Here is a 25,398-nt window from a genome sequence, read left to right as displayed (position 1 = left end):
AGAGCAAGCTGTGGAAAACTTAATTAATATATTCGTTAAATCGATCTTCATAGAGAACCTGGCTCTGGCTTTCTTTCTGGGCATGTGCACCTACCTTGCGGTGTCCAAGAAGGTTCAGACTTCCATGGGGCTGGGCGTGGCTGTTATCGTGGTCATGACCATCACTGTCCCGGTAAACAATCTGCTCTACAACTACTTCCTGCGTGAAGGAGGCCTTGCCTGGGCCGGGTTCGGGGATACCGACCTGACTTTTGTGGGGCTTATCTCTTACATCGGTGTTATCGCGGCTATCGTCCAGATTCTGGAAATGACCCTCGATAAGTATTTTCCGTCGCTATACAACGCGCTGGGCATTTTCCTGCCGCTAATCACGGTTAACTGCGCTATTCTCGGGGCCTCCCTGTTTATGGTCGAACGTGATTACAACTTCGTGGAATCCGTGACTTTTGGTTTCGGTTCCGGCGTGGGCTGGGCTCTGGCCATCGTGCTTTTGGCCGGTATCCGCGAGAAGATGAAGTACTCCGATGTTCCTGAAGAACTGGAAGGACTGGGGATCACTTTTATAGTGGTCGGACTCATGTCCTTCGGATTTCTGTCCTTCTCAGGCATCCAGATGTAGGAATGACGGACGTTTCAAACGTCTGTTGATTTATGAACAGCTAAACTATGGGGAAGAACCATGGTTGAAATAATACTCGGTGTGGTGATGTTTACCGGCGTGGTCCTCGCGCTGTGCGTGTTCATCCTTCTGGCCCGGGCCAAGCTGGTCCCCAGCGGAGAGGTGAACATTGAAATTAACGGTGACCCGGAAAAGACCGTAGTGGTCCGGCCCGGCACAAAACTTCTCGGCGCACTGGCGGAAAAGGAAATCTATGTTCCTTCGGCCTGCGGTGGCGGTGGTTCCTGCGGGCAGTGCAAATGCCATGTCCATGAAGGCGGTGGCGATATTCTGCCAACTGAAACTTCCTTCATTAACAAACGCGAAGCCCGTGAGGGCATGCGTTTGGCCTGTCAGGTCAATGTTAAACAGGATATGAAGATCGAAGTTCCGGCTGAGATTTTCGACATTAAGAAATGGGAATGCACGGTCAAATCCAACATTCCCCGGGCAACTTTTATCAAGGAGCTTACCCTTGAATTGCCCGCAGGTGAAAATGTCGATTTTCGCGCTGGCGGCTATATCCAGATCGAAGCCCCGGCCCACACCGTCCACTACAAGGATTTTGAAGTGGGCGAGAAATTCCGCGAAGACTGGGACAAGTTCGATCTCTGGCGTTACACCTCAGTGGTCAAAGAGCCTATCGTAAGGGCTTATTCCATGGCCAACTATCCCGAGGAAGAGGGCATTATCATGCTTAACGTGCGAGTCTGCCCGCCGCCCCCGTTTGCCCCTGATGCTCCTCCGGGCCAGATGTCTTCCTTTATCTACGGCCTCAAACCCGGTGACAAGGTGACAATTTCCGGTCCTTACGGCGAGTTCTTCGCCCGCGACACCAATGCCGAGATGCTTTTTATCGGCGGTGGTGCCGGTATGGCTCCCATGCGTTCACATATCTTCGATCAGTTGCGCCGTCTGGCTACCGATCGCAAGGTCAGCTACTGGTACGGTGCCCGTAGTCTGCGTGAGATGTTTTACGTGGAAGAGTTCGACAAGCTGGCCGAGGATTGCCCCAACTTCAGCTGGCATGTGGCCCTTTCCGATCCGTTACCTGAGGACAATTGGACCGGATACACCGGCTTCATTCATCAGGTACTTTACGATAATTACATCAAGGATCATCCCGCTCCAGAGGATTGCGAATTCTACATGTGCGGACCGCCGATGATGGCTTCCGCTGTGGAGAAAATGCTCATGGATCAGGGTGTGGAAAAAGAGAACATCATGTATGATGACTTCGGCGGCTAATATACCTACTGCGGCCCATCAGGGACCAGAGAACCTTTTCCTAAAGGGGTTCTCTGGATTCTCCTGAAACTTTTATCAGGGCTTCGCTGTCAGGTTAATAAAAGGAATTATGGATGAACAGAGTTTGGTCTTTCTTGAGTATGGCAGTCTTGCTTTTTGCTCTTGTCGGGTGCGGCAATGATACTGTGCCTGTGAAATTGCAGGGCAAAGCTATTGGCACGACGTATTCAATTATGGCTTACAATCTGCCGGACGATCTTGATGCGCAAAAAATGGATCAAGGTGTGGAGAAGGTTGTGGCTGATGTGAATACGGTCATGTCCCTCTTCAAGCCTGATTCCGAATTGTCACGTTTTAATGCGTATAAAGGAGCGGACTGGTTTCCGGTTTCAACGGAACTCGCCATGGTGGTCGGAAAGTCCAAACAGGTCAGTCTGCTTACCGGGGGAGCTTTTGACATAACAGTGGCTCCGCTGGTCAAGCTTTGGGGATTTGGTCCGGATAAGCGGCCTGAGAAAATTCCTTCTATAGAACAGATTAAAAAGGCGCAGGCAGAAATGGGTGCGGATTTTATTGAAGTGCGCATTGATCCTCCTGCTCTCAGGAAACTCAAACCGGGTATTTCCATTGACTTGGCAGCGATTGCCAAGGGCTATTGTGTGGATGCTGTGTCCGGATGGCTGAAAGAAAACGGCGTTTCTGATTTCATGGTTGAAATAGGCGGTGAGATCAGAACTTCCGGGATTAAGCCGGGTAACGCTTCATGGCTGATCGGGGTGGAAAAGCCCGTTGCCGGAGGACGGGCCGTGCAGGCCGTCATTGAACTCAGCGGCAGGGCCATGGCTACTTCCGGTGATTACCGCAATTATTTTGAGGCTGAAGGGAAGCGTTATTCTCACATTATCGATCCGGTCAGCGGCAAACCCATCAGCCACAACCTTGTTTCAGTCAGCGTGGTGGAGGATTCCTGCATCATGGCTGATGCCCTCGCTACCGCACTGATGGTGCTGGGACCGGATCAGGTTCTGAAGCTGGCTGAAAAACATAAATTGTCAGCTTTTTTCATCGTGAAAACAATTGACGGATTTGCAGAAATCGCCACAGGAGATTTCCCTCAACATAAAACAATGAAGTGAGGATTTAGCTCATGGAAAATATAATTTTGGCTGCTGTTGTTTTCGGGCTGGTCTTTCTGGCTCTGGCTATCGGAGTCATTTTTAAACGCAACTGCATTCGCGGTTCCTGCCAGGGTTCCGTACAGGCCGGGGACGGTTCAGGCTGCCGTTGCGGTAAATATGATTTTGAAAAGAAGCTCATTGATAAAAACAATTCTTCACTGAAGCCGCTTTAAAAGCGACCGGGGGAAACAATTATGATGACCACAGTTCAGACTGCCAAGGATGTAATTGAACAGACTCGTGCTTTTCACAACAGACTGGTTTCATTTTATAAAGACCTTTCCTATCAGGTAGATAAGGAACGGGTTAAAATTCTGCTCGAATACATGAGCCGCCACCATGAAAATTTGGTGGGAATAATGGATGAGTATGAGTCCCGGATTTCAGAGCAGGTCCTCAATACATGGTTTATGTATGTGAATAAGGAGTGTGACTTAAGTCCTTTCTTTAGTGCCGATCTCGGCCCGGAGATGACCGCTCAACAGGTCATGCAGCTTGCCGTTGATCTGGATAAATGTTTGCTGGAAACCTATGAAGCCATGCTCCAGAATGACATCCCCGACGATGTCAGCGCGGTCTTTCAGGGATTTGTGGATATGGAAAAACGGGAAAAGATCAAGCTGGCTAAGAGCGCTTTGAAGATTGAAACTTTATAGCGTTTGTTCGGTGTTTTGGAAATTAATATACAATGACTAGTCTAGCCATTCTTTTTGGGCAATAAACGTCTTTGTTCGCAAATATGCGTACAAAACTAGGTAGTTATCGGGTGTATTGAAATTAGCCAGGATAGAGATAGACCACACAAATCAAGGAATGACAGGCGTTTCCGCCAGATAATTCGTAACCAGCAGGCCGTCGGTTCAATTCCGATCGTTGGCTCCATGAAAAAGTAAAGTCTCACAGTGTGTTAGTGCATTGTGAGGCTTTCTTGGTTTAGCAATAAGGTGTGGGAATCGTACTTCCCTCCCCAAAAAAAATTTCCATGTATGCTTAAGCTACTGCATTCACGGTGCATAACAGGCTCAGGTGTTGCTCCAACAGAAACGTTTATGGACTGGGATGTTTCAAGGGTATTAGTTCCTGTTCTACGGTTGCGGTCATGTTAAGCTGCAAACCTTCAGCGAAGGGGGCATGATCCAGCGTCGTTTTCAGTTAGTGCGGAAAGGCAGGAACCCTTTAGAAGTCACAAAAAAAGCCTGTTCGGGTGAACAGGCTTGAAAAATTAGGATAGTAAAAACGGTGATTAAATTTTGTTAGTTACTCACTTGTTTTTACTGTAACCTATTGAAATAATTGGCTGGCAATACAGGATTCGAACTTGTGACCTTCAGCTCCGGAGGATACGCAAACGAATCCGGTTCCTGTTATTTAAGGGGGTTAACACCCATTCTTACCCATTGAAATCTATTTAACTCACCTGAAAAGGTGAGTAAAAGGTGAGTGGGGTGAATTACATTTTAAGAATAGTTCGTGCCAGTTTTCCCCGGTGGAATTCCGAGAAAAACTGGCCGCTTAAATTCACCCTTTATGGGGACTTTTATACCTGTCTACTTGACGGGGGTCACACCAAGTCCGGGATTTTTAATATTAATACCCAAGGACTCACTCTTAAAGGGTGAGCCCTTGGGTAATGTTAGTTAAAAATAGTTGAGTGCTGTCTTAAAGAGTCCACAACATCTTTGCATTTGCGATCAACACTATCGAAATCCATGTATGGCACGTAGTATTGTTCCAGCTCAGAATGGGTGTTCTTTGCATACAGCAAACTTTCAATCGCATCTCCAAGAATTTCTTCGTATCGTTGCTTGGCAGAACTAATTTCTTTCTTTTCGGTTTTAGTTAATGTGTTCGCGCAATCAGCCAAGCTGTATGTTGTCATAGGATTGTTTGCAGGCATCAGTTCGGGCTGAACAGTAACCATTATTTCAGCCTCAGGAATATGAATGTGTTCAATAACTGTTGGGTCTATAGGCTTATGATAATATTCAACCACAAGGTTTTTTAACTGCGCTTGTTTTCCTATCTGCTTCATTAATGTGCTTCGTCCTGATCCCGGTTCTCCTATAAGGCCTATTATTTGTGTATTGTTGTGTACGATCGTGTTGGCTAAATGCTCTTCGCCAAATGGAGTAATGGAAGACACAAAGCAATTACGTTCCGAACCAAATAGTTCCATTTTATCCGCAGCTGGTAAAAAGGAGCATATGTCCTGTTTCATGGCTTCCATTTTTGAAGGATTCAGCGCTGAAGTGCTTATTATTTCTGCATTAACTAACAAGAGACGTGCCGCCTTAAGCTGGTTGTAAACCTTGTGAAATTGACCTTCTGCCATTGAGTTGATTTCAATAATTTCTTTGCGGTGTTTGCGAATTCCCTCTACATTCCAGTAGTCTCCCAGATTTAGGATCTCATCAACAGCTCCGGGGTTGCGCGGGTCATATACGTGATGCCCGGTTGCTGCTACAACAATTGATTTAATTTCAGGGATGGTAACAGCGTCGTATGATTCTGGGTCAAGTGAGCAATGTTGATATTCCAAATCGTATCCTTCTTTGGTGAAAGCGTCCCCTATCTGCTTGATAAAGGTTGATTTTCCGGTTCCCGGCCCTCCTTTGACAATAATCATTTTTGCATTGTCCATATCTGGTAAAAAATTAAAAAAAGAATGAAATCCTTCAGCTGAATTACAACCAAAAAAGCATCGCGAGGTGTGAGATTGGTTTTCCATGATTTGCTCCTTTCGTTAGGCTGCTTCATTTTTTGAAGAAGCGTCGAAAATGCCGGTTAACCCGAGGTCGTTAACCCTCGTGTTAATCTTTGACTTGTCCATTAGATACAGTTCTCGTTTTTGCATTTCTTCAAAGTAAATACCTCCGGAAAAGGTATACCGTTGTTTTAATCCGTTCTCTTTATTTAAACCTTCTGATTCGGTGGCTATAATATCACCGCAGGCCAGTTCTCTTGGGAAGTACATTTGTTCATCATCATTTATAAGGGCAGCAGCATTGTAGCCGGCTAATGTCCCTGTCGCCATGGCTTCAGTGTGCCCGACAAAAAAACCTGACTTTTCACCTCCGCAGAATAGATTTTTTGTCCCGGTAACTTTCATAAGATCGTTTCTGGGGGCTCGGCTCAAGAATCTCACAGAGTTGGCCATGCTACTGCCATGGCTATATAGAGCGTTTGTAAAGCCAGGGACCATACGCAGTTTGTCGACTGGAAAATATGGAGTCATCATTTTGGCATGACCACCTGTATCAAGTAAGACAATGTTTCTTGCAAAATCTGGAAGGGCATACTGACGGCATGACTTTTTGTTGAGCATACTTTCATGAATCAACTGTTCCGGTAACGGTGTTACAGATACTCCGCTCTGTTTTAGCTCCAGCTGAATATCTTCGGAGAGAGATTCCTTACGAATTTCGCACGAGCCACTTAAGGAACCTATTGCTCCGTCTTGTCGTATGCCCACGATATCTTTAATCCCCATACGGTCCGTGAGACTGATTCTTGGACCAAATGAAGGACAACGAAGCATGCACATAGCGCATCCAGTACCGTAGCGATGGCAATTGCCCATCGATCCCGCTGATCCTGTGCAATCTATAAAGACGTCTCCTTTCACAAGTTTATTGTCGGCTAACTTTACTGCTTGTACATATCCGTCTGAGCACTGAATGTCCGCGACTCGGGAGATGAAACGGAGATCAACACCCTTTTCAGTTAACAATCGACGTACGGAAGATTCAACTTTCGAAGTCGAATACAAGGTTGCGTGTTCATGCCCAGGGAAATTTATATCTACATGCGTGGCAGCTTTGTCAGTGGCTTCAATCAGTTCTCCGGCCCCAAGCTGACGGAGTTCTTCTGCTGCTGTGTATCTGCCGTTATTTCGCATGATACCGCCAGCCAGACCGCATCCCAGCAATAAGTCTGTGCGTTCAAGAAGAATTACCTGCGAGTTGTTTTTTCGTGCTGCCAGTGCGGCTGCACAACCGGACCAACCACCGCCGATTACGATTATGGTGCTCATGGTTTACCCTTTATGTTTTAGTAGATTAGTCATGGGTAAGACAGGTCTTGCAGGCCCGTATTAAAGTCCCGTTTCGGTTTGTAATGCACGCACCGCATATTCCTTCTCCGCAGCACATTTTATGAGTACTGGATGTCGCCATGCGAGGTTTTAAGCGAAGTTCTGACATTGCTTGTTTTAAAAAGGTATGTTGCTCTTCGCAGCCTCCGCTGAAGACAGAATATGGCCTTATTCTCCTCAATATATTTGACATTTCCTGCTTACCGTTCTGTGATTTCAGATTTACAAAAGTAGCAGAGGGAATCTCCTGAATGTAAGGAACTATGAAAGGGTAATCTTTCGCGCCATATATCAATGTTATTTTATTGCCATTGCGTAGTAGGGTCCGTGCTATGTTCGGTCCGCACACTTGTGCCATACCTGAAAGTATTAGCACCACCCGCTCATTATATACATTTTCAATGTACTTATGTCCTAGTATGCCGTTCCAGTATGGACCTCGAAGCCATAGTTCATCTTCGCAGGCTGCTAAGGTTTTGGTTTTAGGACCTAGTTTGGTATAGGCCAATGCAATTTCATTTCTTCCGGGGAAGGATTTTATGACTGCCAAAGGTGTGTTGTAGTAGCTTTCCTGTTTGCCACGGACAAAGACAAAGCTTCCAGGTCTGGTCAGTTGTGCGGCAAGTTTTGCAGTGGTTTTAATGTGTAAAATTTCAGTGCCCTGGCCGACATCTTTTCTGGATATGATTTTTGCAGATTGACTTTCCCGCTGATTGCTTTGACCGATAAGCCATTCGCTTTGGGCAAGGATGCATGTTCCTGTCCAGTCACAATCGCACTTGGCTTCACCTCGAATTATAGAGCAGACAATACACTCTCCTGATTCTGCAAGGTGGCAGGGGCAAAATTCACTCCCGGCATCGATGCATTTCAGGCGTTGGGTTTTCTGTTGGTTTGAATGCTTAGGAGTTGATAATGCAAGAAAATCTGCTGTAGATGCCCTGTACATATTGGTTCTCCTTGAATGTTATTTATTTTTTGTCAGTTGTGTTTCACGGTATTTGAGCATTCCCAGTGCATAGAATCCGGTAAGAACTAGAGTGATTTCTTCGTAGCAGTCCATATATCCGAATGATTTTGGGATATTCACAAAAGCCCAGATAAGTGTCAGGAAATAGATATCTCTGTCTGTTTTATGGGAGGCAGCCAGCAGGGCTAAGGTAAATCCTGCTAATGGGCAGGGATATCCGGGCAGGGCAATCATCGGGTGTCCAGTGAAGTAGCCAAGTACTGGAAAGAGGAAAGCCATTAGTATGAAGAATGCCGTTGTTAACTTTACACCCATAGATCGTGATATTTCGAAATGAGTGTTTTTCGTAACGAGAAGGTCAATAATGAATAAAAATCCAATGACAGCGTAAAGGGGGCCGGCTAAAAAATTAGCCATTGGGCTTTTGCCACATGCGATAAAAAAGCAAGCTACCGAGTTCCATAAGAATGCCAGTGCAAAGAAAATTTTGGTAAAGGTATCAGTTGCTTTGCCCGGTCGGGTAAAGACCATCCAAGTTACAATTCCCATACCTATAATAAGGGCAATTTGAACTATCAGGGTGTCATCACGAAAATCCTTTAAAACATTCCAGAAAATTTGAGTTTGTGTCATAGTCGTTATCCTTTATTCTGTTAAATTAATGATAGTTTTCGTCTTGGCGTTCTATGTATAAACGTCGTGTTGTTTTATCCAGAAGTTCAGAATGATCGTGGGTTACTTGGATTACTGCTGCATTGCTTGTTTCTAAAGAAGATTCCAGAAGGGACCTCATATTATCTTTCAGTCTTTTGTCTAAACCTGTGAATGGCTCGTCCAGTAGAAGTATTTGGGGGCTGACCGCAAGGGCTCTGGCAATTGAGACTCGTTGGCGCATGCCTCCTGAAAGTTGATGGGGAAGCATTTCTTCGGACTTGGAAAGCTCCATGCGACTCAAAAAATAACGAGATCGGTCAATGGCTTCATGTTTATTAATTCCTAAAGCACGAAGTGGCAGAGCAACATTGTTCAAGGCCGTATCCCAAGGAAGCAGACGTGCTTCCTGAAATACGTATCCAACGTGAGAAGTTCCTATTTCCATGCTTCCTGAATCCGGTTTTTCCAAACCTGCTATTATGCGTAATGCTGTAGATTTTCCGATACCGCTGGGACCAAGCAGTGCTAAAATTTCACCATGGTTAACCTCCAGATTAAATCCGGATAGAACCGGATTTTTTCCGAATTTTTTATAAATATTTTTTAACCTTATGATGGGCATGTCTGTTTCCTTTCTATGGCTTTGCGAGCGGGGCGCAGCATGAGAACTTCCACACCGCCTATGATGATCATTGCCAGCATTGTCAGTGCATAGAGGGTATCCGTTTGAAGATTGGTTCTGGATATAGCCAATGCATGTCCAAGACCCTTGTTGGTCCCAAGCATTTCCGCCAATACAACCAGTCGAATGCAGTTTCCGGTGGCTATGACCACTGCAGACAGCAGTGGCCTTGCAAGAGCCATTGCGTATATTCTTGTTAAGCGCATGTGTAATGGCATGCGGTAAACTCTGGCCATTTCTATGAGATTGCTGTCTACGTTCATCATGCTTTCAGCCACGTTTACGTAAACAATGGGGGCAATCATGGTAGCGGTAATGCTTACGACCATAGTAGTACCCATGCCGAACCAGAGCATAAATACAACCACAACTATTATGCCGGGGATGCTTGTGAGAATCCAACGAATTGGCGCAAGCATAAGGCGCAAGGGTTCTATTAATCCGGCTAAAACGCCAAGCATCGCGCCGCTGCCGATCCCGATGCATAAAGACAAAGCAATACGCTTTAAGGTCGGGACCAGATGTGTCAGCAGAAAAGCTTTATCTCCAAGAAGTCGAAATAAAGCGGCCACTGTTTCAACCGGTGCTGCCACGACCAATCCTGAATAATTTTTGGCTAAAGCTTCCCACCCTAAAATGAGCAACATAAAACCGAGAATATTATAAAATGCGGGAGGTAATTCCAATGACCGGAAGTCAATCATTGTCCCACCTCAAACAAATCACCGTTCGGTATGGGACCACCAATGGCGGCAGGGGAGAGCTCTTTGATTTTAGATAAGAAAAATATTGCATTCTCCTGCGCCTTTTTACCGTTTAAGATGTGAATCTCGAGATTATTTATTGCTCCGGAATCAAGTTGTGCTGCTAGGGCAGGGAATTTTTGTCGTGTAATAGTTAATGCTTTGGAAGGGTTTTTCTGTACCCACTCATATGCTTGCATGTGGGCCTTGCGGAAAGTTTGTATCAGATCCGAGCTCTCAGCCTTCTCTCCGAAGAAAGTCATACTTGTTGCAGCAAGACGATGGCCGGGAAAACTTTTCATCCAAGTTTTACTCATGCTTATCCTTCTGACCAGCAGAGGCGAGCCATTGGCGTGTTTTTCCTGAGAGCGCAGTATGGCGACAGATACAGTAGGTTCACTTAGCATTGCGTGGTCTCCCTTACCCGCCAGTAAAAGATTAACCGCTTCCAAAGCTCCGCTTGTATGTCTGATGGATATTCCGTTTGGCTTATCCCCCAATGTCGCTTTAAAGAATAGTTCCGGCATTTCTCCCGGTCCAAATGGGAAAAGAAGTGTTCCCTTAAGTGACTCCAATGTATCCGGACCCGGTCTGTTTGATACAATCCAGACCGGGGATTCATAAAGCTGGGCGATGCGTACATTAATCCCTTTATTGAGCAAAGTGGCAGCTGCAGCTGTAGTTATGATAGCTGCATCAATCTGCCCACCAACGATCATGGCCCGGAGCATGTCCGGTGAATGCCAGGGAATGAATTTCACATTAAAATGCTGGTTCCAAGCCTGTGCTTCCTGAGTCATAGCGATTAGGGGAACACTTTCAGCAATGGGGGGACCTGAAAGAACAATAGTAGGGCGTTCCTTGCACTGCGCTGGGCATGCAAGGGCTAGTAATAATGCGATTAAAAATATTTTTTTCATAATGTTATCTACTTTTGCGGGCAATTATCAGTTCTGACGGGCCAAAAGGCAAAGTCATGATTCTGATTTCTATTGTGGAAAAACCGGCTTCATGAAGATAAGAGGCTATTTCTCCCTGCTCAAAGGAAACATCCTGTCCTTCTAAGGCCAGCGAAAGGCGGGACAAAACCATGTCTGATGGCTGAGTTCGTTCACAGGTCAGCCCTTCATGTAGGCTGATAAACAGTCCTCCGGGATTAAGAGCATCGTGTATGCGGGAGAACATGGAACTGAAATCCTTAACAAAATAAAGAGTCTGGCTGGTCCATATCAGGTCGTAATCTTGTCCGAAATCAACCTCATTATAATCTCCGGCAATCGTGTTCATACGAGATTCGAGCCCAGCGGAAGCAATTTCTTCCTGTGCAACTTCTATAAGAGGGGGCATATCGCATAAAAATCCTTCCATACTCGGATGATTGGAAACCACTTCTATGCACATGATACCGGGGCCGCATCCCAGATCCAGCATGCGCTGTATGTTTGAGTATTCCGGTAAAGAAGAAATAAGAGAATCTATGCGTTTTGCCATGCCTGCCTTTTGGTAGTTGGCTAAATGTCGTGCTGATTCTTTCCACTTTTCTTCTCTGTTCAATAGATTTCTATCTTCCACTTTTGGTGGTCCTTGTAGGATTAATTCGGGAATACGGAAAAGATTGCGATGCTGCATCTGAGATATATTATTAACCATGCCACCGAGATAAGTCGGACTTGTTGTCAGCAGGTAGGATTTTGAAAAAGGAGTGTTAGTATAAGTTCCATCTTCCTTGTCAGCAAAACCCAAGGCAGTCATGGCGTCGAGAAAGTATATAAGATTGGACTCACTTGCTTTGATTTTTAGAATTTCAGCAATGCCTTTTGGATCTTGTGTTGTTTCCAAAATGTCCGGCAGTTTCATCTTTATGGCAGTTTCAAGTACAGCCATACGTGTCGGGCCAACCATTAATTCAAAAAGGAAATCCAAATCCTGTGAGGGCATAAGTGTATTTAGTTGTTGTGTCATTTTTAGAAATTCCAGTTTAGAGTGAATCCGTAGGTCATGGGAGCACCGTCTTCAGCCAATGTCGAACCGGACGCAGTAGCGACTTTTTTTACCGAATAGGCCGTATCGAAAATATTTTCAGACCATACGGATAATTCTAAGTCGCCAATTGTATATCCCAGACGGAGGTTTACGGTCTCATATGCATCCCCCTTAAGTTCATTGGCTGCATCAAAATACTGCTCTCCGGTACCTAATAGGTCTGCAATTACAAAAATTCCGCTTTCATGGTTGTACTGGACACCCAGATTATATGTGTATTCAGGAGCCCAAGGCAGCTTTTTACCACTGTAGTCAATAGTTGTTCCGCCCGCTGTAGTCGTCCAATTGTCAATTTCAGAGTCTGCGTATCCAAAGCCGGCAATAAATTGCAGCTCGGGAATTGGGCTATAGCTACTTTCCACTTCTATCCCTTGGGTGTGCGCGGAAGCTGCATTGCTAAATTTCCAAGCTCCTACGCCTCCGCCGGCTACGGATTCTCTAACTTGTTTGTCGGTAACATCAGTATAAAAAGCAGTGAGATTGAAGGTCAGTATGTTATCAAACCAGTTGGTTTTGATTCCAGCCTCGTAGTTGAGGGTGTGTTCTGCGTTATAGGCAAAGCTGTCAGCATCTGTGGCTGAATAAAAGTTGAATCCTCCAGCTAAGAAGCCTGTAGAAACAGTGGTATAGGCTGTGATATTGGGATTAAAGTCATATGCGAGAGAACCCATTGGGAGGAATTCTGTGTCATTAATAGACTTTTTATAGGAAGTGGCCCCAGTACTGGGAGTATAGGTTTGTTTACCTGTGTTATGGGAAATATCCAGGCGTGTTCCACCGGTAAGGCGCAGCCCTTCCAGTATTTCATAAGTAGCTTGCCCGAATAAAGCACCAGATGTCGATTTACTATTGCCGGAGCGTTTAGAGCTTCTAGCTGGCTTTACATTGGTAAAATCAATACCGGCATTAATATTCTCGTAGTTTCCATTAAAGCCCAATAACCAAGTAAGGTTGCTTTTTCCTTTTGAAGCAAGGCGGAACTCTTGGTTCCAACTCTCCATATCCATGTTGAGGTCCGAATAGGAAATGGGCTTGGCGGTCCTGTCTGAATCATGATGATGTACACGGTCGAAAGTACGGTGACTGGTGATGGAAGTCAGTTCCATTGTCGACCATGTATGCTTAACTTTTATTGACTGGCCGATTTCTTCTTCTGTTGCTTTGTCGTTTTCATTGCTCGTAACCTTGTTGCGGTCAGTCGCACTCGGTCCGTCAATGTAGCGCAGAGCGCTGATACCAAGATTACGCAACGCACCGTCTAAGTTGAAGGTAATGTCCCACGCATCATCCGGGGTCCAACGAATCGTACCGCGTCCATTGAAGTTCTCTTTACCATATACATCGTCATCATTTGTCAGGATATTGGTGTTGTATCCATCAGTTGTCAGCCCCTGCATGCTAAGGCCGTAGTAGAGTTTATCTTCAGTGATAGGACCGCTGGAACTGATTCCCAGCCTCGCGGTGTAGTAGTTGCCGACTTCCAGCTGCATCCTGTTGCGCTGCTCATTGTCCGGCTGCTTCATGACTATATTGATAACTCCTGATTCACTATTCTTACCGTACAGTGTCCCCTGCGGCCCACGCAGAACCTCGACACGCTCAACGTCAAATAAATTCTGGTTACTCATGTAGCCAAGGGGATATGCCACATCGTCGACATATAGTCCCATAGGGCTGAACAAAGATGTATCAATAGTGGAAATACCGCGGCAGATAATTGATCCGCCGGAGCTGGTATCTTTGATATAGATGTTTGGGGCGTAACGGGTCAGGTCTTCAAGATTATCGATTCCGCGTGTTTCAATAAAGATATCGTCCAGTACTGAAATATTGCCCGCAAATTCTTTTGCAGTGCCTTCACGTTTAGTCGCATACACCATTACCGGTTCCATAGTGACAGATGTCTGATTGCCTTGAGGATAATTGTCTTCAGCCAGGGCAATTGAAGAACTGAATAAAAAGATTATGAATATTAAAAAAGCAAGTTTAGTTTGTTTCATTGTGTTTGACCCTTTGAATTTTAGTTAATTGAATTTGATATTCATGGTCAATACACTCGCGCAATAAGCGTGACTAATCGTGCTAGGGCAAAAATTAACGCTGCAAGGACTATTTGTTCAGGGAGGGCTGTAAAAGTCGCTGATTTGTCTGAAAGTGTTTTGGCAGAAGCCCAAATCTTTTTCTAAACGCATTGCTGAAATGACTTAAATTCTGGTAGCCTATAACATATGCGACTTCAGTAACGTTTTGATTTCCTTGTTGTAGAAGTTCATACGCCTTTTGCATTCTGAATTCTCTGAAATAGCCGAAAACAGAGGTGTCATAGACCTGCCTAAATCCGTTTTTTAATTTTCTTTCATTAATACCGACATGAATTGCAAGTTCACGCAGGCTTGGCGGATTTTCCAAATCGCTGATAAGAAAATTGCTTGCTTCACGAATTCGTTCGACATCGTCCGGGCGTAAGGGCTGCGATGCAGGGTGGGTGTTTGTTTCAGATTTGATATAATCATGAAGCTGTATGGACAGCAGATCCATGACCTTGCTTTCCAGAAAAAGTTTGCGCAATCCACCTTCATATTGGCACTGGATAATTTGAGTTAAAAGATGCTGCTTGGCTGGATTACGAGGCCCAAACCAGTGGATAGGTTTGGTTTTGCAATTATTAAGAGTTTTCTGAAAATCTCGAGGCAGCTCGTTCATATTGTCCATAAAATATTTACGGAGAAATTGTTGAGAGACAATTATGCCTAATACACAAGATGTTTGGTCTTTAGGCCGCTCAATTATCCCACGGGATTTTGGCAGATAGAATATGCCGTTTGATCCACTCTGCATCTCGTCTACTTGGTTGCGCAGTGCCCCACTTGAAAAAGAGCATCTATTTTTTCCAGAATATGTAAAACCAAATTGTATAGGGGCTTCGTTTCTGTCAAAGCGGGCTACAAGGTTTAGTTGGGGAGTGGTTTTAGCAATAGTAAGAGTCAAGCCGGGGCGGAGCAAAATGTTCTGGAAACATCTTGAACCTAGAATTCCACTTTCGGCTGAAATCTTAAGTGCTTTGTGTTGCTGAGAGATTTCGGTTGTGGTTATAGCTGATTCCACGGAAGAGCCTCCACTTTTGTTTGGTTGAATTTCTGTTCAAATAGTTCAGTAGAGAATGAGTGTCAATGTCATTTGTTTGGGGGAGAATTGAGAGTTAATAACAACCCGTCAAATATTTAAAAACATATCTAACAGCAGGCCGTCGGCTCATCTCCGGTCATTAATTATGTGAAAAAGTATAGCCTCGTAATGCGTTAGCATATTACGGGCTTTATTTTTTGAATCCAACTTAAAGTTATTTGCCAAATTTATTGACAATAGTAGTTTTGGTTTTTAGTTATTCAAACGTTCTTTTGAATATTTGAACATAGTTTGCTTAGATGTCTAAAGGGAGCTGTAAATGCCGTCTGTTTTAAGGAAATTAATCCCGGCTGTAGCTGCTGTTACGTGTGTTTTCATATCAATTCTGATCACTGACGGTCAGGGATACGAACTTAGGGTAACCGCAGCAGCAGTTGTTCTTCTTGTCTGTTGCTGGGGATTCCGTTTGGTCTCCGAAGGGGTAGCAGCTGTCTTGTTTTTCCTGATCTTGGCTGGAAGCGGGGCCGTTACAGCAAAGCATGTATTTGTGGGTTTTTCCAGCCCGGCATTCTGGTTGGTCTTTTCTGGGCTTGTTCTTGGCAAAGCGATCGCAAGTTCAGGACTCAGCAATCATCTGGCTTCATTGTTAAGCCCGAAAAGAGGAGCAAATTATGCTGCGGTCTTGGCTCGGATCATTGTAGCATCAACTCTTTTTGCGTTTCTGGTCCCTTCAGCTCTGGGACGAATAATGATTTTGCTTCCTATTCTGACTGGTCTCGCCGAAAGATACAGATTCAGCAAAGAGGATAATGGTTACGCAGGTATTTTGCTGGCAGGGGTGTTTGGCACGTATTTACCTGCATTCGCAATTCTTCCTGCCAACCTCCCGAATATAATCCTCTCCGGGGCGGCTGAATCAGTATACGGAATTCATATCGGGTACATGGAATACCTGTTACTGCATTTCCCTGTGCTGGGATTGGTAAAGGGATTATTGCTCTGGTGTTTTTTGACTTGGATGTTTCCGGCACAAATAGTTTTTTCCCAGTACGAAGAGGAACGGGTGCCGTGGAAAACTGAACAGAAAATAGCTCTGCTTGTTTTGGGGGCGGCGCTTTGCTGCTGGATGCTTGATTCGTTACATTCCATTTCCCCGGGGTGGATCGGGTTGGGGGCTGCCTTGGTGCTGCTGGTTGAGCCTAAGTATTTTGGTCAAAAATTGCTGGCGGATATTAAGATTGAAACTTTGCTCTTTATAGCCTGCGCCATCAGTGTTGGGGAGGTTATGCGGGTTTCCGGTCTTGGGGAGTACCTTACAAGTAATATTATAGCTCAGATTCCTTTGCAGAAGTATGGGGTTCCAGCCCTGCTGGGCATCACCACCGGAACCGGATTGCTGACATCTTTGCCCGGCATTCCATCAATGTTTGTGCCACTTGCAGGGGAGTTATCCAGGGCGGCAGATATTCCGCTCAAGTCAATGCTTATGCTGCTGGTTCCAGCCTTTTCAACTATCCTTCTGCCCTATCAGGCTCCACCTCTTATTGTGGCCATGCACTACAGCGGCATGGCTTACCGCAAGTTGGCGGTTGCCTGCATGGGAATGGCTCTGCTGACCATTGTGATCCTATTTCCACTTGATTTGTTTTGGTGGAAATTGATCGGCTTTTAAATTGGCGGAAAGAAAGAGCAGGGAAGGTCTTATTGAGATGCAGCGTTTAGGACTTGATGGACTCAACCTGCTTGCCTGCAACGCGCCAGGCGGGAAATCCACCGGCCAGACGTTTTACCTGATATCCTTTAGGACCGAGGACGCGCGCTGCCATGAGCGGAATGAGACAGTAGCGTCCGCGGCAGTAGACAATGCATTGGGAATTGCTGTCGGCTGAGGGAAAATCTTCGAGGGCTTCCTTTTCCATATGAACGGCCCCGGGAACATGTCCTGCACTGTACTCAGAGATCGGTCTCATATCGAGGATCAAGCATTGTTCTTGAGCGCAAAGGTCCTCCGCATCATCGGGAGTGATTTCTTCAACCTGTTCATCAGGGGGGAAGCGGTCTGCCAGAATCCGGTCCAGTTCCGGCAGATTGTCTACAGCAACGCGGTGCAGGATGTCGATCATTGTTACCACGCTGTCATCGGCCAGACTGTAGAATGCATATTGTCCCTCACGCCGTCTGCTGATCAGACCGCATTGGCGCAATAATTTAAGATGGTGTGAGGCATTGGAAACGGAAAGGCTGCTGTGTTTTGCCAGTGATTCCACGTCTCGCTCACCTTGAGCCAGAAGCTCGAGGAGTGCCAGACGGTTGGCATTGGCTAGGCCTTTAGCGACCAAAGCAAAAACATCGTTAAGTCTTTTTTTTTCATTAAGCCGTGACATGTGAAGCTACATACACGGCATAACAGACTGTCGCAACTGTTACGGCTAATCTCTTGACAATGAAAATTGCTTTCAATATTAATCAAATATTCTTTTGAATATTAAATTAGGAGAAAAAATGAAACGAATAATACTAGCTTTATTAGCTTTGGTTTTAGTTTTGATTCAGGTCTCAGCGCTACCTGCCTTTTCGGCAAGTCAAAAGCCATATGTCATTGCCGGACCTCGCGGCGATTGGGGTTTCCCAGCTCCTTTGGCACACATCAAAAAAGGACCTGGGTATGCTCTGACCAGTCTTATTTTTGATACCCTTGTCTGGAAAAAACAATCAGGGGAATTTATTCCAGCTCTTGCTGAAGCATGGGAGGAAAGTGGCGATGGAACAAACTGGCGATTTTCGTTGAATAACAAAGCCAAATGGCACGATGGCCGTCCGGTCACGGCAAATGATGTGGTCTTTTCCATAAATTATCTGAATGCCAGATCGTATCCCTTTGCAAAGCTTGACGTCATTGAGTCAGCAAAAGCTGTAGACGAACGCACAGTCATGATTAAGCTCAAACATCCGTTTGCTCCTTTTATTGCTTTTGTGGCCGGAAGCATGCCCGTTCTTCCTGAGCACATATATAAGAACCTTGATGAAACGAAATTTTCCTCCCTAAAAGCAGCCATAGGTTCAGGGCCGTATAAACTTCAGGAATATAGCAAGACTCACAAACGGTATGTGTTTACGGCCAATCCTGATTATTATGCCGGAAAACCTCTGTTTTCCTCAATTCTTTTTCTGAAGATGTCTCCCGGAGCGGCTGTGAAGGCACTCATGCAAGGGAAGATCGACATGATGCGCAAGGTTCCGAAGTCTCAAGTCGCGTCGTTGAATGGAATTGGACTCCAGATACTCGAGACCGATTCAGGTCATCCGGTCAGACTTCTTTTTAATCATAAGAAACCACTTTTTAAAGATCTCCACGCCCGCAAAGGGGTGGCTTTTGCGCTGGACGCGAAGAAACTTGCCGCTATTGCCGCTAAAGGAGCAGCCTTGCCCAATGAGCCGGGCGGTATGCCGTATTCCAGCAATTGGAAAGAAAGTGATGTTCAAAGATATCCCTATTCACAGGACAAGGCTTTAGAGCAATTCAGCAAAATGGGCTGGGGTGCGGGTCCTGATGGTAAAGTAGCGCAAGACGGCAAGGCTGTTCATCTTCGGTTGTTGACCGAGAAAAAACATATGGGTGCGGCTAAGGTCATCGCAAGTCAGCTTGCCGGGTTGGGGATTGTTGTGGATGTGACTTCTGCCGCTCCCAATGTTTTTAAAAGCAGGCTCAAGAGTATGGATTTTGATATGGCTCTGGCATCGCGCTCGGCTTTAGGAGATCCCCAGAATTACGCCAATGTTGTTATCGGTAACAATCCGTACAGTGATCGTTTTACCGCTGATTCCGAGTTGGTTAGGCTTCTTGAAGCTCAGGCTGAGGCCGTTTCCGATGATGAACGTTTGCCCATGGTTAAAGATGCGCAGAAAATTTATGCTCGCGAGCTTCCCGCTTATCAGCTCTATACACCCATTTGGTTTGCAGCAGCTAACGGGCGGACAAAGGTCTGGTTTACCAAAGGCGGTATTGGGCATGGTGTTCCGCTGCCGCTTAACAAGCTCATTTTCATAGAGTAGTGTTTATGTCCAATAATTCCAAGTGGCGGCAGACTCTTAAGTTTGCCGCTGCCTTTATTCTTCTTTTGCTGGTGAATTTCATGCTGCCACGTCTGTTGCCGGGGGACCCTTTGCTGGTCTTTTATGGAGAAGAGGCGGTTACGGATTTTACTCCCGCAGCGAGGGAGGCCTTGATTGTCAAGATGCATTTGAATGCTCCTCTAGGGGAGCAATTTATTAAATATATTGCCGGAGTCGTTTGTCTGGATTTCGGCTATTCCTACCATCATGGCCGACAGGTTCTTGATTTGATATTGGATTTTGCGCCTTGGACCATGGCACTGACTGGGCTGACCCTGATTTTCTCCACCTTGCTAGCCGCTTTTGCTAGTTTGCGGGGAGCCTGGGATGAAGGGGGAAGGTTTGACCGGGGAACGATCAGTTTTTTTATGATTTTGAACTGTATCCCTCCGTTTATTCTGGCCATGTTGCTTTTGAGGACATTCGCCATAACGTTTGATTTCTTCCCGCTCTCAGGGGGCTGCTCAATTTTTCTGCCCCAGACTGCTTGCGGTAGGCTTGCCGATCTGGCTTGGCACGCTGTTTTGCCTGTAGCGAGTCTGATGCTTCACGAAGTTCCAAACCAGTTCCTGCTGCTGCGGGCCGAAGCTTTACGCTGGAAGGGTAAACCATTTGTCAGCGTTTTTCTGGCTAAAGGCATTCATCCCCGAACCATCAAATATAAGCACCTGCTGCTCTGCATTACTCCGGCTGTCTTTGCCAGAGTCGGTAAAAGCGTGGCTGCGCTCATGGGCGGGGCCATGTTTGTGGAAATCGTTTTTACCTACCCGGGGCTGGGACTTTTGGTTTTTGAAAGTCTGCAAACTCACGATTACCCGACCGTTCAAGGAGTGATGCTGACCATCGGTAGTTGTACCCTTTTATTCAACTTCATGGCTGATCTGGTCAATGACAGTCTGTTGCATAGGATAAGTTCATGAAACAGCTGATATCTCTTTTGGCTATACTGGGCGTGACATTCTCTATTCTATTTATTCCCTTGCCGAATGTACATGTGTCTACCGACATACTTGCTCAGCCGTCAGCAGCACACTGGCTTGGAACCACGGCAACAGGCATGGATACTCTGAGCCTACTTGCTCTGGGCGCAATCGCAACCATCGGGGTGGGGTTAAGTGCCGGGATTATCACCGTTGTGTTGGTGATTATGACGGCTTATCTGACAGAAGTCACTTCATCCCGAGTGCAGTGCTTCATCATGCTGCTGGTGGATATTCTGATTGCCTTGCCGGAAACGGCGCTTTTGCTTTTGTTGGCAACTTTTTTAAGGCCCGGCCCGTTGGGGCTTATCTTCATCCTTGTGGTCACTTCGTGGGCTGGAGAAATTCGTATTTTTGCAGTGGCAATCCGCAGCGAGTTGGCCCGCGACTCTGTGTACGCGGCTCGACTTTTCAACGGTGGGCATATGCATATCTTCTCCAAGCATATCGCTCCGGCGATACTGCGGCTTGCTTCAGCCCGGACAGTAGCCTCGACGCGTCGTGCGACTCTTAAGCACGCAGGGTTGGCCTTTCTGGGGTTTGTAAACCCTCTTACTCCGTCCTGGGGTGGAATTATGCAGGAGGGTTTTGAATATATACATACTAATGCGTGGTACTGGCTGATGTTGCCGCCAATTGTCAGCCTGTCGTTGTATCTGCTGCTAATTTTTAATGTTGGGGAATATCTCGCGAAACCAAAGATAAATAATCATGATAATAAAAAAACTGAGCATTTCATACAACGGCAAGAGTGCACTGAAGGGAATTAACCTGACACTTAAAAAAGGGGAACCTCTGGCTATTCTCGGTGAATCCGGGGCCGGTAAGACATCTCTCGGACTGGCTGTTCTAGGTATGACTCCCGGAGTGACTACCGGGGAAGTTCTCTTAAACGGATCAGGGTATGAACTGGGAAAGATCACGGAGGACTCAGGATATCGGGGCAGAAAATGCGCTATGCTCCATCAGGACGTTGATGACGCATTTAACCCTTTCTGCACCATTGGTTCCCAGATAACGGAAACACCAGGATCAAAGGGCCGCTATGGAACCGAGCGCTGGAAGCAGGCCAGAAAAAGGCTTGAATCAGTAGGCCTTGACCCTGATTTGGAGAATGCTTATCCCCGAAAACTCAGCGGGGGACAGCTCAAGCGGGCACTGCTGGCTTCAGTGCTGGTCAATGACCCGGATTGCCTCATTTTAGATGAACCGACCGCCGCTCTGGACGGTAATTCAAGGGATGGATTTCTTGAGCTTGTTAAGCGCATAGCTCCAAACAAGTACATAATGATCATTACCCATGATCGTGAGGTGGCCCTGCAGCTCTGCCCTTGGACAGCCATACTTTACGGAGGGCGTATCGTTGAGCGAGGAAGAACTGAAAAGGTTCTTGAGCAACCCCGCCACCCATACGGTAGAGGGTTGTTACGCACGGCAATAACCCCGGACCGGATTAAGGATTTGCAGGGTATACCGGATAAGACCACCTTGGAAGATAGAGGATGTTCCTTTTACTGCCGCTGCACCCAGCGAACCGAAAAGTGCAGAATAACCCCGCCCAGTCTTGCCGGAACTGAAGAGCATTCAGTTGCCTGTCATCGTGGAGGGATTATCCGGGTCATTGAATGCAAAGGTTTGTGTATCCAAAGGCACGAAACTTCGCTTTTGAATGAACTTAGTTTCAACCTTTTGGAAGGAGAAACCCTTGCCCTTGTGGGGACAAGCGGTTGCGGGAAAACCACACTGGCTCACACTCTTATGGGACTTGAAAAATTAAGTGGTGGAGATATTCATTTCGAAGGTAAATCTGTCTCTGCCAAAAGCAAAGATTTCCGATCAAAAGTATCATATCTGGCGCAACATCCGAGAGCATCTGTGGCCCCGCATTTTACGGTTCGTGAAGCGGTTGAGGAGCCGCTTCTTTTGGAAACAGAGTATAGTGAAAGCGAAAGAGTGGAAGAGGTGAGTAAAATGCTCGAAATGGTCCAGCTGTCCCCTGCGGCCGCGGGAAAAATGGCCCATAGTCTCAGCGGAGGGGAGTTACAACGTGTTACTCTGGCCCGGGCTTTGGTTCGTAAACCGCGGGTCATGATTCTTGATGAGCCTACGTCCGCGCTGGATATCAGCACTCAGGCCAAGATTCTAAGGCTTTTGCTGGATACTCAGGAGAAGACCGGAATGTCCATGCTGCTTATAACTCACGATTTGCTTATGGCTCGCAAGGTTTCAGACAGAATTTTGAATTTGGACGAGTTCAAGGTGGGGGATGACCTAGTGTGAGCAGTAGTTTAATGATTTGAAATCGATTTATATGGAAGTAATCTCCCTGTCCGCAAACTGTCCGAAAATTTGCGTACAAATGTGGTACAAAACAGACCCTATTGTTGTTTTTACTGAAGTGTCTATGGACTATGTTGTTTCAAGATTATTATCGTTCGTGTTCTACGGATACGATTATATTTAGGCTGAAATATCTGAAGAAACCTTCCGGTGGTTTGAGCTGCAACCTTCAGCGTCGTCTGGATCAAGTTGGCATGATCCAGCGTCGTTTTCAGTTAGTGCGGAAAGGCAGGAACCCTTTAGAAGTCACAAAAAAAGCCTGTTCTCTCGAACAGGCTTGAAAAATTAGGATAGTAAAAAAGGTGAGTAGGGGAGAGGGCAAAATTTAGTTTTTGACTGAGAGATAACAACTTACTCGGCTAGGTAGCTTGATGTGGTTTAAAAGCCGCTTCCACAACTGGAAGCGGCTACGAATGTTTATTTAGCTAATGTTAAACGTTTTTCAATCCATTGATAACACTTTGTAGTTCTTCAGATAAATGTGAGAGTTCATCAACAGCAAGTGTAGACTCTTCCATTGCTTGAGATGTTTGTGAGGCAATCCGATTCACCTCTTCAGTGTTTCGGTTGATTTCCTCAGACGCTGCTGACTGCTCTTCAGATGCTGTGGCTATTGCGCGAACCTGATCTGCAGTAGACTCTACAATTCCAACAATCGAAGAAAGGGAATCTCCTGCTTCTGTTGCATATCTATTGCTATTCTGCACCATCTCCGAAGCTCTTTCCATATCGTTGATGCTGTTTTGGGTGCCAGATTGAATTGCGGAAACTGTCTCGCCGACCTCACTGGTGGCATCCATTGTTTTTTCAGCAAGTTTACGGACTTCGTCTGCAACAACAGCAAATCCACGGCCAGCTTCGCCTGCACGTGCTGCTTCAATGGCGGCATTTAGAGCTAATAAGTTTGTCTGGTCTGCAATATCGGTGATAACGTTCATGACATTTCCAATGCCTGCAGCTCTTTTGCCCAGATCTTCCAGTCCTCCGGACATTTCTTCTGCTGCCGAGTGAACATCTACAATGCTTTGAATGACATTATTTACAATGCGTCCACCGTTTTCAGCCTGTATCTTTGCTTCATCTGCGCTTTCTGCTGCTTTAGAAGCATTTTGAGCCACTTCGTAGACGGAAGAATTCATCTGTTCCATTGCAGTTGATGCCTCAGTGGTTCTAGCAAGTTGTAACTCTGCTCCAGATCTTGACTCACCAATTTGCGAAGAAAGTTCCGTCGATGAACTGGTAACTTGTCCAACTATCTCTTCAAGATGGTGGGCAGCTTGCAACATACCTTCGCGCTTAGCTTCTTCAGCCTTTTTTCTTGCCTCTTCTGCTTGAGACAGGGCTTCTTTGGCAAGGCGGGTTTGCTCTTCAGCTTCAAGTCCTTTCTCTTCTGAAACCTGGATCAGCTGGCTAAGTTCCGCAACCATATTTTTCAATGCTTGTTGTAGTGTCAGCAACTCTCCGTTGAATTTTGAGCTTTCGGGAATTGCATCAAACTCGCCTTTGGATACGGATTGGGCTGCAGAAACCAGAAGATGAATAGGAATGACTATGGATCTGGCAATAATCCATCCTGCAAACCCTAGAGCTAAGGCAATGATCAGTCCGATGATTGCAATGTCAAAAAGAGTATCGTGAACGTCCTCGAGAATCTCAGTCTTATCAACCATAAGAATGAGCTTCCAGCCAAGTTCAGGTGAAGTATAGACTCGTGCAAATTTTTCAGTTCCATCTAAGTGTATTACTTCTACGCCGTTTTCGAGTTTGGACAAAATATCCAGCCCTGGGCTTTCAACCCTGTCTGCTTGTTTGAACAGATATTTATCATGGACCGGATCTGAAAGAATTGTGTTGTCTGCTTCCAGCAGCATAACATAGCCGGTTTTGCCGAACTTGATATCCGTGATTACGTTTGTGAGTGTCGCAAGGTTGATGTCAATAGCGGCTAAGCCGATAACCTGCCCATTTTTTCTGATTTTAGAGGTGATTGTGCTCACCGGGGTTCCGGTAGTTGCGCGGTATGCTTTGCTGACGTGCATTTCGTCAGAAGATCTCATAGCCTCTTCGTACCAAGGCCGAGCTCGAGGGTCGTATCCTTTGGGCATGGAGCCTTCAGGGTACATATTGTATCCGCCGTTATCCATCCCTACGTATACATAGCTGTATGCTGGGTGACTTTTTGCCACACTCGCAAACAAATCGTGAATTATGAGTCCCTCTTCACTCAACATATCACGAGAAATATAATCAATGGATTTATCCAGAGTTAGGTTAGGATTCTTTCCATACGAAGCAGTAATCGAACTATCAATAGCTAGAAACTTTGCATTCATTTGTGTTTGCTTCATATACTCTGAAATGAAATTATTAACCTGTTTTAATTCACTCAAAGACGAATCTGCAAAAGAGCTTTCGGCCATCTCAATTGTTTTGAAATATACTATCCCAGACAACCCCCCGATTGATACGAGGACTGAAATTAGAACCAATACAATCAGTTTGTTTTTAATACTCAACTTCATTTTGAACCACCCCTTATTAAGTATTAGTTGCTTGTGTCATGTTTATTT

22 protein-coding genes are annotated in these 25,398 nt (G+C 45.8%); 10 read left to right on the top strand and 12 right to left on the bottom strand.

Going from position 1 to position 25,398, the window contains the following annotated elements; all coding sequences use genetic code 11:
- The first annotated feature begins 10 nt into the window (after positions 1–10).
- The 5 genes from nqrE to D0S45_16955 all read left to right on the top strand — a co-directional run bounded on the left by nqrE (position 11) and on the right by D0S45_16955 (position 3,740).
- Entirely contained in the window at positions 11–619 is a 609-nt protein-coding gene (gene nqrE / locus D0S45_16975; protein TIH12843.1) for an NADH:ubiquinone reductase (Na(+)-transporting) subunit E, read from the top strand.
- Positions 620–679: 60 nt separating this feature from the next.
- The gene (locus tag D0S45_16970; GenBank protein ID TIH12842.1) at positions 680–1,906 is read left to right on the top strand and encodes an NADH:ubiquinone reductase (Na(+)-transporting) subunit F; all 1,227 of its coding nucleotides are present in this window, start codon (positions 680–682) and stop codon (positions 1,904–1,906) included.
- 113 nt (positions 1,907–2,019) lie between these two features.
- Entirely contained in the window at positions 2,020–3,042 is a 1,023-nt protein-coding gene (locus tag D0S45_16965; GenBank protein ID TIH12841.1) for an FAD:protein FMN transferase, read from the top strand.
- An 11-nt stretch (positions 3,043–3,053) separates the two neighbouring features.
- Positions 3,054–3,257 carry a hypothetical protein gene (locus tag D0S45_16960; GenBank protein TIH12840.1) on the top strand — a complete coding sequence of 68 codons (204 nt, stop codon included), beginning with the start codon at positions 3,054–3,056 and terminating at the stop codon, positions 3,255–3,257.
- Between the two features lie 21 nt (positions 3,258–3,278).
- Complete coding sequence (locus D0S45_16955) at positions 3,279–3,740, top strand: hypothetical protein (protein ID TIH12839.1); 462 nt, start codon at positions 3,279–3,281, stop codon at positions 3,738–3,740.
- 977 nt (positions 3,741–4,717) lie between these two features.
- Here D0S45_16955 and D0S45_16950 read toward each other — a convergent pair.
- The 10 genes from D0S45_16950 to D0S45_16905 all read right to left on the bottom strand — a co-directional run bounded on the left by D0S45_16950 (position 4,718) and on the right by D0S45_16905 (position 15,374).
- Positions 4,718–5,812: a hypothetical protein gene (locus D0S45_16950; protein ID TIH12838.1), complete on the bottom strand. Its 1,095-nt coding sequence runs from the start codon at positions 5,810–5,812 to the stop codon at positions 4,718–4,720.
- 15 nt (positions 5,813–5,827) lie between these two features.
- Positions 5,828–7,117, bottom strand: coding sequence for an FAD-dependent oxidoreductase (locus D0S45_16945; protein ID TIH12837.1), 1,290 nt, complete (start codon positions 7,115–7,117; stop codon positions 5,828–5,830).
- Between the two features lie 25 nt (positions 7,118–7,142).
- Entirely contained in the window at positions 7,143–8,126 is a 984-nt protein-coding gene (locus tag D0S45_16940; protein TIH12836.1) for a sulfide/dihydroorotate dehydrogenase-like FAD/NAD-binding protein, read from the bottom strand.
- Positions 8,127–8,144: 18 nt separating this feature from the next.
- Complete coding sequence (locus tag D0S45_16935) at positions 8,145–8,780, bottom strand: hypothetical protein (protein TIH12835.1); 636 nt, start codon at positions 8,778–8,780, stop codon at positions 8,145–8,147.
- A 25-nt stretch (positions 8,781–8,805) separates the two neighbouring features.
- On the bottom strand, positions 8,806–9,423 hold the full coding sequence (locus D0S45_16930) for an ABC transporter ATP-binding protein (GenBank protein ID TIH12834.1): 618 nt from the start codon (positions 9,421–9,423) through the stop codon (positions 8,806–8,808).
- Entirely contained in the window at positions 9,411–10,187 is a 777-nt protein-coding gene (locus D0S45_16925; protein ID TIH12833.1) for an ABC transporter permease subunit, read from the bottom strand. The genes D0S45_16930 and D0S45_16925 overlap by 13 nt, the downstream gene beginning before the upstream one ends.
- Positions 10,184–11,146 (bottom strand): ABC transporter substrate-binding protein, encoded by a 963-nt coding sequence (locus D0S45_16920; GenBank protein ID TIH12832.1) that lies wholly within the window; start codon positions 11,144–11,146, stop codon positions 10,184–10,186. The genes D0S45_16925 and D0S45_16920 overlap by 4 nt, the downstream gene beginning before the upstream one ends.
- Before the next feature lie 4 nt (positions 11,147–11,150).
- Positions 11,151–12,188 (bottom strand): methyltransferase domain-containing protein, encoded by a 1,038-nt coding sequence (locus D0S45_16915; GenBank protein TIH12831.1) that lies wholly within the window; start codon positions 12,186–12,188, stop codon positions 11,151–11,153.
- A 2-nt stretch (positions 12,189–12,190) separates the two neighbouring features.
- Positions 12,191–14,269, bottom strand: coding sequence for a TonB-dependent receptor (locus D0S45_16910; protein TIH12830.1), 2,079 nt, complete (start codon positions 14,267–14,269; stop codon positions 12,191–12,193).
- Between the two features lie 109 nt (positions 14,270–14,378).
- Positions 14,379–15,374, bottom strand: a complete 996-nt coding sequence (locus tag D0S45_16905) for an AraC family transcriptional regulator (GenBank protein TIH12829.1) — start codon at positions 15,372–15,374, stop codon at positions 14,379–14,381.
- Between the two features lie 340 nt (positions 15,375–15,714).
- Here D0S45_16905 and D0S45_16900 point away from each other — a divergent pair, with 340 nt between their 5' ends.
- The gene (locus tag D0S45_16900; GenBank protein ID TIH12828.1) at positions 15,715–17,067 is read left to right on the top strand and encodes a hypothetical protein; all 1,353 of its coding nucleotides are present in this window, start codon (positions 15,715–15,717) and stop codon (positions 17,065–17,067) included.
- A 46-nt stretch (positions 17,068–17,113) separates the two neighbouring features.
- Here the strand turns inward: D0S45_16900 and D0S45_16895 are convergent, their stop codons facing one another.
- Positions 17,114–17,779, bottom strand: coding sequence for an ArsR family transcriptional regulator (locus D0S45_16895; protein TIH12827.1), 666 nt, complete (start codon positions 17,777–17,779; stop codon positions 17,114–17,116).
- 118 nt (positions 17,780–17,897) lie between these two features.
- Here D0S45_16895 and D0S45_16890 point away from each other — a divergent pair, with 118 nt between their 5' ends.
- Genes D0S45_16890 through D0S45_16875 form a run of 4 tightly spaced genes read left to right on the top strand, consistent with a single transcriptional unit; the run spans position 17,898 to position 22,768 of the window.
- The gene (locus D0S45_16890; GenBank protein ID TIH12826.1) at positions 17,898–19,448 is read left to right on the top strand and encodes a hypothetical protein; all 1,551 of its coding nucleotides are present in this window, start codon (positions 17,898–17,900) and stop codon (positions 19,446–19,448) included.
- A gap of 5 nt (positions 19,449–19,453) precedes the next feature.
- Positions 19,454–20,428 carry an ABC transporter permease gene (locus tag D0S45_16885; GenBank protein TIH12825.1) on the top strand — a complete coding sequence of 325 codons (975 nt, stop codon included), beginning with the start codon at positions 19,454–19,456 and terminating at the stop codon, positions 20,426–20,428.
- A complete protein-coding gene (locus tag D0S45_16880; protein ID TIH12824.1) occupies positions 20,425–21,258 on the top strand; it encodes an ABC transporter permease subunit in 834 nt (277 codons plus the stop codon). Before D0S45_16885 ends, D0S45_16880 begins: the two co-directional genes overlap by 4 nt.
- Complete coding sequence (locus tag D0S45_16875) at positions 21,200–22,768, top strand: ABC transporter ATP-binding protein (protein TIH12823.1); 1,569 nt, start codon at positions 21,200–21,202, stop codon at positions 22,766–22,768. Before D0S45_16880 ends, D0S45_16875 begins: the two co-directional genes overlap by 59 nt.
- Positions 22,769–23,259: 491 nt before the next feature.
- Here the strand turns inward: D0S45_16875 and D0S45_16870 are convergent, their stop codons facing one another.
- Positions 23,260–25,350, bottom strand: a complete 2,091-nt coding sequence (locus D0S45_16870; protein TIH12822.1) for a methyl-accepting chemotaxis protein — start codon at positions 25,348–25,350, stop codon at positions 23,260–23,262.
- Positions 25,351–25,398: the final 48 nt, after the last annotated feature.

Source organism: Marinifilum sp. JC120 (assembly GCA_004923195.1).
Taxonomy (GTDB): Bacteria; Desulfobacterota; Desulfovibrionia; order Desulfovibrionales; family Desulfovibrionaceae; genus Maridesulfovibrio.
Note: the sequence above shows the minus strand (reverse complement) of the source record. Positions and strands in the feature narration are given on the sequence as shown.

Coding starts and splice junctions, on each gene's coding strand:
- D0S45_16875 (TIH12823.1), top strand. CDS start 21,200: ATGATAATAAAAAAACTGAGCATTTCATACAACGGCAAGAGTGCACTG.
- D0S45_16930 (TIH12834.1), bottom strand. CDS start 9,423: ATGCCCATCATAAGGTTAAAAAATATTTATAAAAAATTCGGAAAAAAT.
- D0S45_16915 (TIH12831.1), bottom strand. CDS start 12,188: ATGACACAACAACTAAATACACTTATGCCCTCACAGGATTTGGATTTC.
- D0S45_16870 (TIH12822.1), bottom strand. CDS start 25,350: ATGAAGTTGAGTATTAAAAACAAACTGATTGTATTGGTTCTAATTTCA.
- D0S45_16970 (TIH12842.1), top strand. CDS start 680: ATGGTTGAAATAATACTCGGTGTGGTGATGTTTACCGGCGTGGTCCTC.
- D0S45_16880 (TIH12824.1), top strand. CDS start 20,425: ATGAAACAGCTGATATCTCTTTTGGCTATACTGGGCGTGACATTCTCT.
- D0S45_16895 (TIH12827.1), bottom strand. CDS start 17,779: ATGTCACGGCTTAATGAAAAAAAAAGACTTAACGATGTTTTTGCTTTG.
- D0S45_16965 (TIH12841.1), top strand. CDS start 2,020: ATGAACAGAGTTTGGTCTTTCTTGAGTATGGCAGTCTTGCTTTTTGCT.
- D0S45_16935 (TIH12835.1), bottom strand. CDS start 8,780: ATGACACAAACTCAAATTTTCTGGAATGTTTTAAAGGATTTTCGTGAT.
- D0S45_16890 (TIH12826.1), top strand. CDS start 17,898: ATGAAACGAATAATACTAGCTTTATTAGCTTTGGTTTTAGTTTTGATT.
- D0S45_16940 (TIH12836.1), bottom strand. CDS start 8,126: ATGTACAGGGCATCTACAGCAGATTTTCTTGCATTATCAACTCCTAAG.
- D0S45_16955 (TIH12839.1), top strand. CDS start 3,279: ATGATGACCACAGTTCAGACTGCCAAGGATGTAATTGAACAGACTCGT.
- D0S45_16885 (TIH12825.1), top strand. CDS start 19,454: ATGTCCAATAATTCCAAGTGGCGGCAGACTCTTAAGTTTGCCGCTGCC.
- D0S45_16925 (TIH12833.1), bottom strand. CDS start 10,187: ATGATTGACTTCCGGTCATTGGAATTACCTCCCGCATTTTATAATATT.
- D0S45_16920 (TIH12832.1), bottom strand. CDS start 11,146: ATGAAAAAAATATTTTTAATCGCATTATTACTAGCCCTTGCATGCCCA.
- D0S45_16910 (TIH12830.1), bottom strand. CDS start 14,269: ATGAAACAAACTAAACTTGCTTTTTTAATATTCATAATCTTTTTATTC.
- D0S45_16960 (TIH12840.1), top strand. CDS start 3,054: ATGGAAAATATAATTTTGGCTGCTGTTGTTTTCGGGCTGGTCTTTCTG.
- D0S45_16950 (TIH12838.1), bottom strand. CDS start 5,812: ATGGAAAACCAATCTCACACCTCGCGATGCTTTTTTGGTTGTAATTCA.
- D0S45_16945 (TIH12837.1), bottom strand. CDS start 7,117: ATGAGCACCATAATCGTAATCGGCGGTGGTTGGTCCGGTTGTGCAGCC.
- D0S45_16900 (TIH12828.1), top strand. CDS start 15,715: ATGCCGTCTGTTTTAAGGAAATTAATCCCGGCTGTAGCTGCTGTTACG.